The organism is Corallococcus terminator (assembly GCF_049194865.1).
GTDB lineage: Bacteria > Myxococcota > Myxococcia > Myxococcales > Myxococcaceae > Myxococcus > Myxococcus terminator_A.
On sequence record NZ_JBLZWL010000030.1, the window covers coordinates 1 to 15,558 of the forward strand.

General features: G+C 69.4%; 12 protein-coding genes. 4 read left to right on the plus strand and 8 right to left on the minus strand.

The genetic code is table 11. The features are described 5' to 3' along the window. On the plus strand, positions 1-1,536 hold a 1,536-nt coding region (locus ACN469_RS12080), incomplete at its 5' end, for a DsbA family protein (RefSeq protein ID WP_498767307.1). 99 nt (positions 1,537-1,635) lie between these two features. On the opposite strand, the gene ACN469_RS12085 is transcribed toward ACN469_RS12080, so the two are convergent. Both ACN469_RS12085 and ACN469_RS12090 read right to left on the minus strand, forming a co-directional pair. Further along, complete coding sequence (locus tag ACN469_RS12085) at positions 1,636-2,031, minus strand: RidA family protein (RefSeq protein WP_498767309.1); 396 nt, start codon at positions 2,029-2,031, stop codon at positions 1,636-1,638. A gap of 70 nt (positions 2,032-2,101) precedes the next feature. After that, positions 2,102-4,315: a RelA/SpoT family protein gene (locus ACN469_RS12090; RefSeq protein WP_498767311.1), complete on the minus strand. Its 2,214-nt coding sequence runs from the start codon at positions 4,313-4,315 to the stop codon at positions 2,102-2,104. 148 nt (positions 4,316-4,463) lie between these two features. Between ACN469_RS12090 and ACN469_RS12095 the strand changes: the two genes are divergently transcribed. Then, positions 4,464-5,621, plus strand: coding sequence for an FHA domain-containing protein (locus ACN469_RS12095; RefSeq protein ID WP_498767313.1), 1,158 nt, complete (start codon positions 4,464-4,466; stop codon positions 5,619-5,621). A gap of 39 nt (positions 5,622-5,660) precedes the next feature. Here ACN469_RS12095 and ACN469_RS12100 read toward each other — a convergent pair whose 3' ends face one another. Next, positions 5,661-7,349, minus strand: coding sequence for a protein kinase domain-containing protein (locus ACN469_RS12100; protein ID WP_498767315.1), 1,689 nt, complete (start codon positions 7,347-7,349; stop codon positions 5,661-5,663). Between the two features lie 113 nt (positions 7,350-7,462). On the opposite strand from ACN469_RS12100, the gene ACN469_RS12105 reads away from it, so the two are divergent. Then, positions 7,463-8,230 (plus strand): FHA domain-containing protein, encoded by a 768-nt coding sequence (locus ACN469_RS12105; protein WP_498767317.1) that lies wholly within the window; start codon positions 7,463-7,465, stop codon positions 8,228-8,230. A gap of 74 nt (positions 8,231-8,304) precedes the next feature. Here the strand turns inward: ACN469_RS12105 and ACN469_RS12110 are convergent, their stop codons facing one another. Next, complete coding sequence (locus tag ACN469_RS12110; RefSeq protein ID WP_498767319.1) at positions 8,305-8,667, minus strand: TraR/DksA family transcriptional regulator; 363 nt, start codon at positions 8,665-8,667, stop codon at positions 8,305-8,307. Between the two features lie 126 nt (positions 8,668-8,793). Here ACN469_RS12110 and ACN469_RS12115 point away from each other — a divergent pair, with 126 nt between their 5' ends. Continuing rightward, entirely contained in the window at positions 8,794-9,675 is an 882-nt protein-coding gene (locus ACN469_RS12115; protein ID WP_163869244.1) for a DNA integrity scanning protein DisA nucleotide-binding domain protein, read from the plus strand. Between the two features lie 10 nt (positions 9,676-9,685). Here the strand turns inward: ACN469_RS12115 and ACN469_RS12120 are convergent, their stop codons facing one another. Genes ACN469_RS12120 through ACN469_RS12135 form a run of 4 tightly spaced genes read right to left on the minus strand, consistent with a single transcriptional unit; the run spans position 9,686 to position 15,543 of the window. After that, complete coding sequence (locus tag ACN469_RS12120; RefSeq protein WP_498767321.1) at positions 9,686-10,243, minus strand: hypothetical protein; 558 nt, start codon at positions 10,241-10,243, stop codon at positions 9,686-9,688. A gap of 16 nt (positions 10,244-10,259) precedes the next feature. Continuing rightward, on the minus strand, positions 10,260-12,539 hold the full coding sequence (locus ACN469_RS12125; RefSeq protein WP_498767323.1) for a vWA domain-containing protein: 2,280 nt from the start codon (positions 12,537-12,539) through the stop codon (positions 10,260-10,262). Between the two features lie 40 nt (positions 12,540-12,579). Then, positions 12,580-15,111, minus strand: coding sequence for an AAA family ATPase (locus tag ACN469_RS12130; protein WP_498767325.1), 2,532 nt, complete (start codon positions 15,109-15,111; stop codon positions 12,580-12,582). Positions 15,112-15,138: 27 nt separating this feature from the next. Next, positions 15,139-15,543, minus strand: coding sequence for a thiol-disulfide oxidoreductase DCC family protein (locus tag ACN469_RS12135; RefSeq protein WP_498767327.1), 405 nt, complete (start codon positions 15,541-15,543; stop codon positions 15,139-15,141). Positions 15,544-15,558: the final 15 nt, after the last annotated feature.

The following is a 15,558-nucleotide window of genomic DNA, read 5'->3' on the forward strand; positions in this document are numbered from 1 at the left end:
GCCAACCAGAAGAAGCTCGATGACGCCTCCCTGCAGCAGTTCGCGCAGGAGATTGGTCTGGATCTGGACAAGTGGAAGGCCGACCTGACCAGCCCCAAGCTGGCCGAGGCCATCCAGAAGGACCAGGCCCTGGCGAGCCAGCTCGGCGCGAGCGGCACCCCGGCCTTCTTCATCAACGGCCGCTTCCTCTCCGGCGCGCAGCCCATCGACAACTTCAAGGCCCTCATCGACGAGGAGCTGGGCAAGGCGGAGGCCCTGGTGAAGGGTGGCGTTCCCGCCAGCCAGGTCTACGCGAAGATCATCGAGAAGGGCTCCGAGCGCGCCGCGCCCAAGGCCGCCCCGCCGCAGCAGGCCCCGGCCGTGAAGAAGATCGACGTGCCGGCCGACGCGGCCGCCTTCGGTCCCGCCACCGCCAAGGTGACCATCGTCGAGTGGTCCGACTTCGAGTGCCCCTTCTGCAGCCGCGCGGGCCCGACGCTGGCGCAGATCAAGAAGGACTACCCGAAGGACGTGCGCGTGGTGTTCCGTCACCAGCCGCTGCCCTTCCACGCCAACGCGAAGCTCGCCGCAGAGGCCTCCGAGGCCGCTCACGAGCAGGGCCGCTTCTGGGAGTTCCACGACAAGCTCTTCGCCAACCAGAAGGCGTTGGACCGGGCCTCCCTGGAGAAGTACGCGCAGGAGCTGGGCCTGAACATGGCCAAGTTCAAGGCCGCGCTGGACAGCGGCAAGTTCAAGGCGAAGGTCGAGGCGGACAGCGCCGCGGGCTCCGCGGTGGGCGCCAGTGGCACCCCGACGTTCTTCGTCAACGGCCGTGAGCTGGTGGGCGCGCAGCCCTTCGACGCCTTCAAGCGCCTCATCGACGAGGAGCTCACCAAGGCCGACAAGCTGCTGGCCTCTGGTACCAAGGCCGAGGAGCTGTACGCGAAGCTGAACGCGCAGAACGTCGCCGAGGCCCCGGCCGCGCCTCCCGCGGGCGCCCCCGCCGAGCCGCCAGTGCAGAAGGTGGACGTGGGCAACGCTCCGGTGAAGGGCCCGAAGAACGCGCCCGTCACCATCGTCGCCTTCTCCGACTTCGAGTGCCCCTTCTGCAGCCGCGTCGTCCCGACGCTCAAGGCGATTGAAGACCAGTACGGCGGCAAGGTGAAGGTCGCCTTCAAGAACCAGCCGCTGCCCATGCACGCCAACGCCAAGGCCGCCGCGGCCGCCGCGCTGGCCGCTCACGAGCAGGGCAAGTTCTGGGAGATGCACGACAAGCTCTTCGCCAACCAGCGCGCCCTGGACCGCGCGTCCCTGGAGAAGTACGCGCAGGAGCTGAACCTGAACGTCGCCAAGTTCAAGGCCGCCCTGGACGAGAACAAGTTCGGCGCGCAGATCGACGCCGACGCCGCCGAGGGCTCCCGCCTGGGCGCCAGTGGCACCCCGACGTTCTTCATCAACGGCCGGACGCTCGTGGGCGCCCAGCCGGTGGACGCCTTCAAGCGCATCATCGATGAGGAGCTGAAGAAGGCCGGCGCCGTCGCGGCGGACGGGAAGTAATCCGCTCCACCGGGCTGCTTCCAAAGCCCTGAAGCACCAGAGGCCGTCGGACCGACAAGGTCCGGCGGCCTCTTGCTTTGCACGACGGTGGAAGGACGCTCAGGAGACGGCGATGGCGTCGATCTCCACCTTGGAGCCGCGAGGCAGCGCGGACACCTGCACGGTGGCGCGGGCCGGCGGCGCGCCGGTGAAGTAGCGGCCGTACACCTCGTTCACCTTGGCGAAGTCACCCAGGTCCGTGAGGAAGATGGTGCAGCGCACCACGTGGCTGAAGTCCAGCCCGCCCGCGGCGAGCACGGCCTGGAGGTTGAGCATCACCCGCTCCGCCTGGGCGACGACGTCCCCCGTCACCATCTCCATCGTGGCGGGGTCCAGGGGAATCTGACCGGACAGGAAGGTCAGCTTCCCGGCGTCCACCTGCACCGCCTGCGAGTACGGGCCAATGGCCTTGGGAGCCTGGTCCGAGTGAAGGGTCTTCCGAGCCATGGAGCGCACCTCGAGGGTTCGGGCGGCCCGGAGAAGGGCCGCCGGATTTCCCGGGCGCTCTAGCACGAAAGGCGGCGGATTAGATTCGCTCCACGGAGTAGACGCCGCTCAAGCGCTCGATGGTGCGCATCAGGTCCGTGAGCTGCTTCAGGTCGGAGATGATGACCTCGAAGGTGTTCACCGCCCGGTCATCGCCCGTGGCCCGACAGTTGGCCTGGGAGATGTTGACGCCCTTCTTCGAGAAGATGTTGGAGATGTCGGCCAACAGGCCCGTGCGGTCCGCCGTCAGCACGCGCAGGGTGACGGGGCGCTTGAAGTCCCCCTTCACATCCCAGCTCACGTCCACGCGCCGCTCGGGGTCCGTCGCGAGCGCCTTTTCACAGCCCACCGTGTGCACCGTCACTCCCCGTCCCCGGGTGATGAAGCCGGCGATGGGGTCGCCGGGGACGGGGTTGCAACACCGTCCGAAGCGCACGAGCACATCGTCCACGCCGCCAATCTGCACGCCGCTGCGGTTGCTGCGGCCCACCAGGCGCTTGGCCAGGTCCGTCACGCGGGACAGGCCCGGCAGCATGGAGGTACCGCCCGCGGGCACGCCATTGCCGGAGCCCTCGCCTCGAGGCGTGGCCTCCGCCTCGTGGCGCTTCTCCTCGGGGACCAGGCGATGCACCAGCTGCTGGGGCGTCACCTTGCCGTAGCCGATGGCCACCAGCAGGTCGTCCTCGATTCGGAAGCCCAGCTCCTCGGCGACCTTCTTCACCTCGCCGGACTTGAGCAGCTTGTTGAAGTTGAGCTGGAAGCGCTTGAACTCGCGGTCTGTCAGCTCGCGGCCCAGCTGCAGGCTCTTCTCGCGCTGCTGCTGCTTGATGAAGCCGCGGATGCGCTGCTGCGCGCGGCTCGTCTTGACGAAGGTGAGCCAGTCCTTGGACGGGTGCTGCTGCGGGCTGGTGAGCACCTCCACCGTGTCGCCGTTCTTCAGCTTGTAGCGAAGGGGAACAATCTTGCCGTTCACCTTCGCGCCCACGCACCGGTTACCCACGTCCGAGTGGATGGCGTACGCGAAGTCCACCGGCGTCGCGCCGCGCGGTAGCGAGCGCACGTCGCCCTTGGGCGTGAAGACGAAGACCTCGTCGGTGAAGAGGTCCACCTTCACCGTCTCGAGGAACTCCTTCGGGTCCTTCAGGTCCTGCTGCCACTCCATGAGCTGGCGCAGCCAGGCGAACTTCTCGTCATCCTTGGAGATGACGGCCTTGCCCTCCTTGTACTTCCAGTGGGCGGCGATGCCTTCCTCGGCGATCTTGTGCATCTCCGACGTGCGGATCTGCACCTCCACGCGCTCGCTCAGCGGACCAATCACCGTGGTGTGCAGGGACTGGTACATGTTGGGCTTCGGAATCGCGATGAAGTCCTTGAAGCGACCCGGCACCGGCTTCCACATCTCGTGCACCAGGCCCAGCGCCTCGTAGCAGGCGGGCGCGGCGGGAGAGATGATGCGGAAGGCGATGATGTCGTGGATCTGATCGAAGTCGATGCCCTGCGACTTGATCTTCTTGTAGATGCTGTAGACGTGCTTGAAGCGGCCAGACACCTCGCCCTTCAGCCCTCGCTCCGCGAGCTTCGAGCGGATGAGGTCGCAGGTGTCCTCGATGTACTTCTCCCGCTCCTTCTTGCGCTTGTTGAGCTTCTCCTGAAGGCTGAAGAACTCCTGCGGCTTCACGTAGCGGAAGCTCAGGTCCTCCAGCTCCGTCTTGATCCAGGAGATACCGAGCCGGTTCGCCAGGGGCGCGTAGATGTCCAGCGTCTCCTGGGCGATGCGCGCCTGCTTCTCCTCGTTCATGTGGTCCAGCGTCCGCATGTTGTGCGTGCGGTCCGCCAGCTTCACGAGGATGACGCGGATGTCCTGCGCCATCGCGATGATCATCTTCCGGAAGTTCTCCGCCTGCTTCTCCTCCTGGGAGAGCGTGGCGGACGCGGAGAACTTGGACAGCTTGGTGACACCGTCCACCAGCTGGGCCACCTCCGCGCCAAACAGCTCCGTGAGCTCCTCCGCGGTGGCGAGCGTGTCCTCGATGGTATCGTGGAGCAGGCCGGTGACGATGGACGCCTCGTCCAGCTTGAGGTCCGCGAGGATGCCGGCGACCTCCAGCGGGTGGACGAGATAGGGCTCACCTGACTTCCTCAGTTGGCCCTGATGCACCTTCGCCGAGTAGACGTAGGCCTTCTTGATGATGTCCAGGTCGGGGTCCGGGTGGTACGAGGAAACCCGTTGGAGAATGTCGTTCAGGCGGATCATCGAAGCAGGGGGAATCGTAACTTCGTGCCGGAGGGGGGGCAACGTTGCCCCACGGAACCTGTCGTATTTCTCTTCCAGGCTTGTCCCACCCATCGCGTTCGCTTTCGTTGACCCGACGTTTTACGGGCCCGTAGATTCGCCTTCGCCCATGTCACAGCTCTTGTTGTCGGCTCTCTCCGTGGTTTGCCCGAACTGTGACGGGTTCAATCCGCCGCGCTCGGCCTCCTGCGTGCTCTGCGGTCAGGCCCTGGGGGACGCGCCCGCCGCCCGGCCTCCCGCCGCGAAGTCCGCTCCCCCCACGGCCCGTCCGCCCGCCGCGACGCCTCAAGGAGGGCGCCCCGCCGCCGTGGCCTCCTTCCCTGGCCCCCGGGCGGGCGAGCCCACCAGTCCCCCCGTCACTCCGCCTCCGCCCAGCGCCATTCCTCCCGGCATGCGCCCCTCGGCACGGACGCCGCCGCCCACGGCCGCCGCCGGGTTGATGGTGGAGCGGCCCGCCAACACGCGCCCGCCCGCGGCTCCGCCCTCTCTGGTTCCCCGAGGCACGGCGCCCGCGGGGCCCGCCAACACCCGTCCGCCGCCTCCGGTGCCGGATGCCGCCCTGCCCGGCCGCGCGGGCGCCACGGCCCCCCCCGTCGCGGCCCCCCGCCCCGCTCCAGCCGCGTCGCGGTTCGGCCTGGCGGTCATCGCGGGCTCCACGAAAGGCCAGCGCTACAAGCTGCCCGTCACCGGTTGCGTGGTGGGCCGCCAGCGCGGCGCCATCCTCTTCCCCGACGACGGCTTCGTCTCGCCGCTGCACGCCACCTTCCTGGTGAAGGACGGCGCGCTCTTCGTGCGAGACGAGTCCAGCGCCTCGGGCGTGTTCGTCACGGTGGCGGGCACGGAGGCCATCACCGCGCGCACCCACTTCAGCGCGGGCCAGCGGCTGTTCCGCTTCACGGGCCGGCTGGAGTCGCCCGCGCCGGTGGCCGGACGCCCTCTCGTCTACGGAGCCCCGGTGCCGCTCGGCCAGGCCGTGTACGGCGTGGAGGAGGTCATCTTCGGTGGCCGAGGCGGCCGCGCGGTGGTGACGGCCGCCCCGCTGCTCACGCTGGGACAGGCGCACTGCGACTTGAGCTTCCCGGGAGACGAGGGCCTCGCCGGTCGCCACTGCGAGCTGTCCCCCACGCCCACGGGAGCGCTCTTGCGAGACTTGTCCGGGGGCCTGGGCACCTACGTGCGCATTCCCGCGGGCGAGGAGCGTCCCTTGCGCCCGGGAGACCGCGTCCGCCTGGGCCAGCACGTGCTCCAGGTGGAGACGCTCGGCTAGTCAGCGCGAGCGCGTAGGGCACTTCGCCCGGCGCGCTCGCTACGGGCTCGACGGGCGGGCCACCGCGCCACCCAGGCGTTGCTCGATGAGGGGACGGGCCTTCGAGTCCGCCACATCGCGCAGGTGCCGCGACCACCAACCTCGCGCCTCCTCGAGCTGATCCCGCTGCCAGTAGAGTTCGCCCAGCTTGAGAGCCAGCTCCGGGTCCGGGTTGCGCTGGAAGGCATCCAGGTACTTCGACCTGGCCAGTCCCACGTCTCCGCGCTCCAGCGCCTGATCTCCCGCCTGCGCATGCAAGCGGGACTCCTCCAGGTTGCGGCTCGTCGCGGAGATCTGCTTCTCGTACAGCGGCTGCTCGGCGTCGCCCGCCGAGGTGCTCACGTTGCCCGGCACGGGCGCGTTGCGCGGAAGCGGGAAGGGAGAGGCTCCGCCCGTCTTCCCGCCACCGTTGAAGTAATAGAAGTAGGTGAAGAAGAGGCCTGCGCCGAGCACCAGCAGCACGGTGAGCGACTTGAAGAAGAAGCCCAGCCCTCCGCCGCTCACCCCGGGCTGCGTGGGGATGATGGAGTCGGTCTTCTCCCGCGCCGCGGACATGACGGCGGCGTTGGAGGGCAGCGGCGAGAGCACGTCCGGTAGCGCTCGGACGGTGGCCTCCACCGTCATCTCGTTGCCCCACTCCGGCGCCGTGGCGTCGTCGTTGCGACCGGTGGACGACTTGCGCGGCAGCGGCGCGAGCACCGCCGACGGCTGGGGACGCCGGGAAGGCGAGTCCGTGCGACGACGCTCCTTCTCCACCGCCATCAGCTCGGCGCGGAACGCCTCCGCGTTGGCGGGCCGGTCATCCGGGCTCTTGGAGAGCGTGCGCAGGATGAGCCGCTCCATGGCCGGGGAGATGCGCGCGTCGGGCCGGCGCCGCGTGGGGGGCGGCGGCTCCTCGGTGAGGTGCTTGGTGGCGAAGCCCACCGCCGAGTCCGACTCGAACGGCAACAGGCCCGTCATCAACTGGTAGAGGATGACGCCCACGGCGTACAGGTCCGAGCGGTGGTCCAGCGTCGCGCCGCGCGCCTGCTCCGGGGACATGTACTCGGGCGTGCCGCAGACGAAGCCCGCGCGCGTGAGGGCGGGGCCGTCGTCGGTGGAGTCGGTGATCTTCGCGATGCCGAAGTCGAGCACCTTGACGAAGTCCGGCTCGTTGCGCCGCTGCTCCACCATGATGTTCTCGGGCTTGAGGTCCCGGTGGATGACGCCCGCGCCGTGCGCGTCCGACAGCGCGCCGAGCACCTGGCTGACGATGCGCACCACGCGCCCCTCGCCCAGGGGCCACTCGCGGCTGAGAATCTGGTGCAGGTCCTGCCCCGCCACGTACTCCATGGCGATGAAGAGCGCGCCGTCCTCGGCCTGGCCGAAGTCCAGCACGCTGATGGAGTTGCGGTGGTTCAGACGACTGGCCGCCTTGGCCTCGCGCTGGAAGCGCGCCACGGTGCGCTCGTCAGACAAGAGCGTGTGCCGGAGGACCTTGAGCACCACCACCTTGTCGAGGGAGATCTGCCGGGCTCGGAACACCCGGCCCATGCCGCCCTCGCCAATGAGGGCCTCGACCCGGTATTTTTGGGCAATGGTCAAGCCGACGTAGTCGTCAGCATCCGGCGTGCGCACGAGGGTCGCACCGCAAGCCGGGCAGAAACGGGAGGATTCTTGGGCGTCAGCGCCGCAGGAGGGGCAGTGCAAGTCAACTTCCCCGAAGGGTGGGTCACGGAGTTCACCACGTCGCTCGGGTGGTGAGCAAGCCGCTCGCAAGACGAGCAACCGCGAGCCACCCCTGGTAGAAACGCGGAGCCCTCATGGAAGCGATGGAATACTGCCCCCGCTGCGACGCCGAAAACCCCCGGGATGCCACCGTCTGCCGAGCGTGCGGCTCACCGCTGCGCTCCGGGACGATGGTCATGGCCGTGGCCAGCCTGTCCACGCGCCCCCAGGTCTCCATCCGCGTGGTGCGGGCCGACGGCGGCCCTGAATCCGTCGTCCGCATGCAGCGAGACACCCTCACCTGCGGCCAGCAGGGGGAGATCTCCCTCCCGGACGACCCCTTCATCATGCCCGTCCAGATGCGCTTCTTCTTCTCCGGCTCACGGCTGGCGGTGGAGGACGTAGGCGGCGCCAACGGCGTCTTCGTGCGGCTGCGCCAGGAGCGGGAGCTGTCCCCTGGCGGTGAGCTGCGCCTGGGCCGGCAGCGGCTGGTGCTGGAGCCCATCCCCACCGCGACACAGGGTCCAGGGGGAACGCAGATCTGGGGCTCGCCGGATCCCGGCTACCGCCTGCGGCTCATCCAGTTGCTGGAGGGGGGACTTCGGGGCGGGGCCTACCCGCTGCGTGAGGGCGACAACCTGCTGGGACGCGAGCAGGGCGACCTCACCTTCCCCACCGACGGCTTCGTCTCCGGACGTCACGCGGTGCTGCAGGTCCGCCAGGACCGGCTGTCCGTGCGGGACGTCGGCTCGTCCAACGGCACGTTCATGCGGCTGGCCGGCCCCACCTTCGTGGACAACGGGGACCACTACCTGATTGGCCGGCAGTTGCTCCGGGTGGAAATCCAGGCGCCGCTGGCCTGAGGCGGCACCCTCCCGGCACTCGCCGCGCCCGGGCCGCACGGGGAACTCCCGCGCGGCCCTGGGCGACCACGGCCTCAGCCGTAGGACTTCTCTTTCTTCTCCTGCTCCTCCTTGCAGCGGATGCAGAGCGTCGTCACCGGACGTGCATCCAACCGCTTGGGGGAGATGTCTTCCTCGCAACGCTCGCAGACGCCAAACGTGCCGTCCTCGATGCGGGCCAGCGCCTTCTCGATCTTCGTCAGCAGGAACTTCTCCCGATCCCGCAGTCGGAACTGCATCGACTGCGCGTACTCGGAAGAGGCGAGGTCAATCTCATCGGGGAGGTCATCCGTGTCGAAGTTCGCCTCCTCCAGCAGGGTCTTCTTGGCGCTCTCGAGCAGGCTCGTCTTGCTGTCCTCGAGCATCTTCTTGTAACGCTTGAGATCTTTCGAATTCACAGCCTTCGCTCCAGTGCGCGAGGGTTTTTGGGCCCTGTCCCCCAAAAAACGGGCCCGAAAGCTTTATTCAGGGAACCGTCGGTGTCAAGCTGACCCAGTCATGACTGCGGGTGAATGGGAGGGCGGTTGAGCGAGAACACGAAGTTTGATCGGGAGTTCCTGCGCTCGGCCCTCTCGCTGGCCGCCAAGAGTGATGTGGACCATTTTCTCTACATCTGTGACACGCCCATCCCTCCCGAGGAGCTCCGGGGCCGGCCTGCTCGCAAGAAGCTCGTGTATGCGGTGACGCTGGACAAGCTGGCACAGGAGCACCTGCTTCGGAAGGTTCGTGCGCTCGTCATCCCCGCCTACGACTACTCGCGCACCGAGCGGGTGAAGGTGGCGCTCGTCTCCGCGCTCTCCCAGGGGGCGTTCAAGGAAGGCGACCTGGTGCTCTGCATGACGGGCCGTGTGGGCCGTGCGCCTGACACGCTGATGCAGATGCGAATCGGTGGGTCTCTGGATGATCGGCTCGCGATTGAAGGGGTGAAACTGGGCGAGGAGTTTAACTCCCAGGTGGTGGACGCGCTCATCCAGTTGGCGCTCCAGATTGGCCAGGAGGGCTTCGAGGGCCACCCCATCGGCACCATCATCACCATCGGCGACCACACGACGGTGCTGGAGAAGAGCCGGCAGATGACCATCAACCCGTTCCAGGGCCTGTCCGAGGCCGAGCGGAACGTGTTGGACCCGAAGATTCGCGAGGCCATCAAGAACTTCTCCGTGCTGGACGGCGCCTTCATCATCCGCGAGGACGGCGTGGTGCTGGCCGCCGGGCGATACCTGTCCGCGCAGGACGAGCTGGTGAAGATTCCGCTCGGCCTGGGGGCCCGCCACGCGGCCGCCGCGGGCATCACCTCCTCCACGGCCTGCATCGCGCTGGTGGTGAGCCAGACGTCCGGCGCGGTGCGCCTCTTCAAGGGCGGCAACATCGTCCTGGAGCTGCACCAGACGGCGCGCCGCACCTGAGCCCGCCGGCTCAGTCCGCTTTCTCTCGACGCTCCTCTCGGTAGACCTCCGCCAGGGCGTGTGCGCGCTCCACCTCGTCGCGGGCCGCGTCCACCACCAGCGCCTGTTCGAAGCGGGCCACCTGCTCCTTCAGCGCGTCGGTGACGATGCCGCCCAGGGTGAGGCGCGCGGAGGCGCTCTCCCGCTCGTGGCGCAGCTCCTCCACCCGGTCTCCCAGCTCGGAGGCTGCCTCCAGCAGCAGCTTGCCGTCCGAGTCCGCGCGCTCCAGCGACTCGCGGGTGGTGGCCAGCAGGGCCTCCGCCTGCGTCCTGTCTTTCGTGAGCACCGCCACGGCCTTCGTGTCCCCTCGCGACGCGGCGGTGGCATGGCGCGAGGCCAGCTCGTCCAGTCGACGAGAGTAGCGCTCCACCGCCCGGGCCAGGTCCCCCTTCAGGGCGAGCAGCGTGGCCGCCGACTTGCGCAGCTCGGCGGCCTGTCGGTCGAGGTTCTCGAGCAGCGCGTCGAAGGCGACGAGCGGGTCAGCCGGGCGGGCGCGCTCCTTCTTGCGTTTCCAGAGGCCGAAGAACATGGCGGTGGCCCGGAGCCTAACCGAAGGGCCGGCACAACAGCCGCACCCGAGCGAGTGCGTCCGTCACCGACGGTCCTCCCACGGACAGCGCGGCGAGGTAGCGCGCCGGGGTCAGCCCGTACACCGCCAGCAGGTGCTGGAGGAGCACCACGCTCTCCGTCGCGCGCTTGTCGGCGGGAGCCAGCGACGCGGCCTCCACCAGCGCGCCGAGGATGTCCACCACGCGGCCCACGACGTCCGGGCCGGGCACCTGTCCGCCCTCGGGGCGCGGCGGTGACTCGGGGAAGAGGGCCTCGAACGAGGCCTCCACGGCGACGGGGGCCCCGGTGGTCCGCCCATGGGCGACGCGCTCCAGCGCCTCCAGGTGCGGCGCGAGCTGCTCCAGCGCATCCGCCGTCGCGGGCACATCCCGGGGCAGCAGCGTGCGCCAGGGCGTGTCGAACTCGGTGCGGGCCCACTGAATCTCCTCGTCGGAGAGGTGGTGGTAGAAGGCGCGGATGCCGGAGGCGCGCTGCTCGCGGACGAGCGAGCGGAGGTCCGGGTTCTCCTCGCCCAGGGAGATGAAGCTCAGGGCGATGTCCAGCGAGCCCATGGGCGCGCGCGTGCGGCGGATGAGGTCCAGGTCCACGCGGTCCTCGCCATCCGTGACGAGGACGACGGTGGCGCGGGCCAGGTACGGGTCCCTGCCCTGCGCGGCGCGGATGGAGTCGAAGGCCGACATCAGCGCGAGCGAGATGTCCGTCTGGCCCTCCGCGGGCGAGTCCCGGAAGAGTCGTTCGATTTGCCGGGTGGCCTCGCCGGCGGTGTCCACGCGAGCCAGCTCGGTGGGCACGTCGTTGAAGAAGCTGAAGTAGAGCGGGTCGAACGTCTCGTCACGGCGAGCCTTGACGCGCAGGTTGTTCAGCTCGGCGATGATGAGGGCGTCCCGGAAGCGGGCCCTGGCGCCGTGCATGGAGCCGGAGGCGTCGCAGACATAGACGCGCACGGCGGTGCGCTTCACCTTCTTCGACTGGGGCGGCGGCGCGTCTTCCACGTAGGCGCGCACGAGCTGCCGGTTGGCCGCGAGGTCTCTCAGCAGCATCCGGGGGTCCGTCAGCACGAAGTTGTGCACCTCGTGCAGGCCGCCCGTCACCTCGAAGGTCATCGTCTGGGTGGGATAGGGAACGCGTCGGGGCACGGGCCGCGCCACCTGGGTCTCCGCCAGGACGATCTCCTCCGAGAGCGCGTCCTCCACGTCGAAGTAACGGGCACAGCCCGCCGCCAGCTCGAAGGTAGCGATCTGCTCGGGCCGCAGCGAGAAGGCCAGGTCCGCGAGCAGCTCGTCCGGGCGCGCAGTGGCTGTCTCGGGCCGCGCTTCCTGGGGAGCGGCCTCACCGAACCAGTGGGCCAGCGCATCCCGCTCGGCGCGCTCCACCAGGTGGGTCAGCTGGGAGCGGGAAGGCAACAGGGGCGCCAGGGCCGAGCGCGCGGACGCCGCCAGCTCCAGGTCTCCCGCCTCCAGCGCGCGCTCGTAGAGGCCTCGCAGCGAGCGGTATGCGGCCTGGGGGTCATGCCGGGCCGCGTGCCGCACGTGGCGCAGGAACTCCTCCAAAGAGCGCACGGCCGGCACGGCGCGCGTGCGCTCACGGGCCTCCGCCACCTCGCGGCGCAACGGCAGGCCTCGCTCCCGGTCATGGTCCGCGCCCAGGCGCAGCAACATCTCGTGGGCCAGGTCCAGGTCCCTGCGCTTCTGCACGACGTCGACGACGTTCTCCTGGGCGCGCAGCGCGAAGTACTCGGCCACGGCCATCCGGGAGCTGCTGGGCGGGCGCTGCTTTCGCAATGAAGCCGGGCGCTCGAAGGCGATGAAGTCCTCATCGTCATCGACGGGCGCCGAGGGCGAATGGGCGAAGAGGTCCGCCACCTTCACGGCCCGCGCGAGCTGGACGAAGGCCCGCTCGAGCACCGTGACGGTTCCTGGCGGCATCACCCCCGCGCGCCAGGCGCGCTCCACGCGCTCCACACACTCCTCCAGCTCTTGCAGGGCCTGTCCGGCCCGCGACTGGAGCCCCTGGGACAAGGCCCCGGCCAGCCCACGACGAGCCCCCAGCTCGCGCAGCAACTGCGCATCCGCCGAGGTGTGGACGCCCACCTTGTCCAGCTCCCGGTCCAACACCGCGAGCACGGGGAGGGCCAGGTCGCCGGGCCCCGACACCTTCCGCCCGAACGTCCACCAGCGCGGCCCTCCCCCGGGGGGCGCCGGGTGGCGGAGCGCATCCAGGCGCCGTCGCAGGTCCGTGAGCCGCCGCGAGAGCATGCTCAGCCGCCTCTCCGCGCCCTATCCGACGAGGACGTGCTCACGCCGCGGACCGCCGCTCCAACACCTGCCGGCTGTAGCGTCCGAAGTCCTCGTCGATGCCCCTCAGCTGGACGTCCAGCCGCTGCGCGCTCTCGCCCACCTCTCCTGGGATGGCGGCGAGCAGCGACAGCACACCCTTGAGGCGCACCAGCTCCCCTTCCTTCAGGGCCAGCAGCGGAAAGCGACTGCGCACCAGTCGGTCCACCGTGCGCTCCACCTCGGGCCGCTCCGTCAACGCCTCGGGCGTCGGCAACGAGGTGAGGAGCTGGGTGAGCCAGCTTCGCAGGTACTTCACGCGCGTGTGGATGAAGGTGAGCTCCGCCTGGGCCACCGCCGCGCGGGCACTCTCGGAGAAGAAGGCCGAGGCCGAGCTCCCCCGTGTGAACGCGAGCTGTCCGTCCAGGCCCAGCAACGCCGCCAGCTCGCCATCCGGAGCCTTGGCGGAGAACTCGCCCCGATAGAAGACGTACGCATCGCCGTTGAGGACGGAGGCTGCCGGAGGCGGCGGGGCTGAGACCTCGCGCGTGAGGAGTCGGGCGTGCTCGCGCAGCCGACCGTCGAGGATGTTCTGGCACTCCCCCATCACCACGTCGACGGGCAGGCCCTCGCGCCGGAGGTTCTCCGCCACGGCCTGCACCGCGCGCCCATACTGTTCGATGCGCTCGAACGGAGTGGAGGCCAGCACCTCGCGCGCATACGCGAAGCCCAGGGGGAGCAACAGCTCCTCCTTGAAGCTCCGCTGCGTCGGGTCCAACGCGACCAGCGACTGCTCCAACTGGGACAGCCGCCGCGAGTCCGCGGCCAGCGTCTCCAGCGGCTCCTTGCGCCCTCGAGCGGACATCCCCTGGAACGCGACGGTCGCTCGTCGCCGCAACGCGCCCACCACCCGCTTGCGCGCGGCGGCCTCCGCCTTGCGCAGCCGCTCCACCGCCACGGGGGCACCTTCGCCAAGGATGCCCACCAGGTCCGCGGTCCTGGACAGCTCCTCCTCCAGGTTGTCCGCCAGCCCCACCAGCCCCTCCAGCTTGAGGCCATCCTCGAAGTCCGCGCTCTCCGCGGTCAGGGCAATCATCTCCAGGGCCCCATCCACGAATCGGGCCGTGGACTCGCTCAGTGGCGACAGTCCGACCTTCAGCTCGGGGATGACGCGGCACAGCTCCAGCACGTCCTGGAACGAGGTCAGCAGGGCCAGCCCGCCCCTGCCCTCTCCCTGTCCCGCCAGGCCTCGCGCGAGCCGCTGGTCCATCGCCGCGACCAGCGCCCGGGCGGACACCAGCAACGGGGCGCGGTTCTGCGGATGGCGCGGTCCGGGCACCAGCTTCGCCAACAGGCCCCGCGCCGAGGTGGACGCCATGGACGGCTGCCAGTTGCGTGAGAGCGCCTCCACCGCCGACGCCTCATCGGACGAGCCCAGCGCCTGGGCCTCGCGCTCCTGGCCCCCGCCCAGCTCCTGCCGCACCTTCGCGATGACCTCGTCGAACGTGCGCTGCTCCAGCCGGACGATTTCGAGCTGCGCCCGCTCCCGGGGGTCCACCACCGACTTGAGCAGCGCCTCAGTCTCGGCCGAGGGAGGACCGCCGAGCAGGAAGAACCAGCGCAGCGAGTCCAGGTCCTCCACGGTGGCCTCCAGCGGTCGCTCGGGCCGCCGGTAGATCTGGTCTCTCACCACCGCGGCCTTCAGCGCCCACAGCGCCTTCACCGCGGAGCGCTGGGAGAAGTACTTCGTGGGCACGTAGTCGGGCAGCTTGGAGACCTGCGCCGTCAGCGCCCGCTCCAGGGCCTCCGCCAGCAACTCCACGCCCTCCAGCACTTCACTGGGGACCTTCACCCGCGAGACGGCGTCCTGCAGCAGGTCCACCTGCTGCAGGGAGAGCGGGGCCCGCAGGTCCGCCCGCGCGCCCTGTGCGAAGCGCTGCAGCATGGCTGCCCGGCTCTCCTTCCGGGCGAAGGACTTGGGCACGAAGCTGATGAAGCTCAGCCGGTCGGCGAAGGCGAGCAGCAGCTCGGGCGAGCGCGCCAGCACCTCGGAGAGATACCGGTTGCTCGTCATGATGACGCACTCGGTGCGCCCCGCCGTCACCCGTCGGCCGTGCTTGAGCTCGCGCTCGAACAGCACGTTGAGGATGGAGCGCAGCAGCATGTCCCGGCCGTCGAAGATCTCATCCAGGAACGCGTGCTGCGAGCCCAGCATGCCCTCGTCGGTGAGGTACTCCGTGCGCCCCGTCTCCGTCAGGACCTTGAAGTCCACGGGCCCCAGCAGGTCCGTCTGCACGGTGGACTCAGCGAGCTGCTTGGAGAACAGCGAGGGTTGGCCGGTGTGCTCGTCGATGATGCGCCCCAGCACCGCGCTGGCGATGGCGCTCTTCGCCGTCCCGGGGGGGCCTATCACCAGCACGTGCTCCCGACTCAGGAGGGCCAGCTCGAGCTGCGTGAAGAGCGTCTCTCGCTCCAGGTACACGTCCCGCAGCTCACTGAAGAAGTGGCGAAAGGCGCGAGCGGCCTGGAGATAGGGCGGCGGATGGGCTTGCACGAACCCATGCTACCCGCCGCCCTCTGTCTATTTGAAGTGGACCGCACAACCAGCGTCCGAACAGGTCCGTCCGGCAATCTTGAACCGGTAGCGGGCGAAGACCCGGTAGAGCAGGTCCGAGAGCTGGCGGAGCCCGGGGACGTAGTAGACGTACAGCAGCCGACCCAAAGGGTGCCTGCCCAGCGCCCTGACGACGGCCTCCGCCCCTTGCAGCACCCGCCCATCCGCCTGGATGAGCTGCATGGCGTTCTCGCACCGCTCCGCGCTGATGCCCGGGAAGCCCTCCAGCACGCCCTCGTCCCGGAACGAGCGGAGCTGCGTCCCCCGGCCCCCCAGCATCCTCTGGAACTCGCGGGCCGCGCCGCTGCAGATGCGGCAATGCCCGTCGTAGAGGATTACATCGTTCCCCGGCGGCGTCGTCCTCAGCACCATCCGCGTCACCTCCAC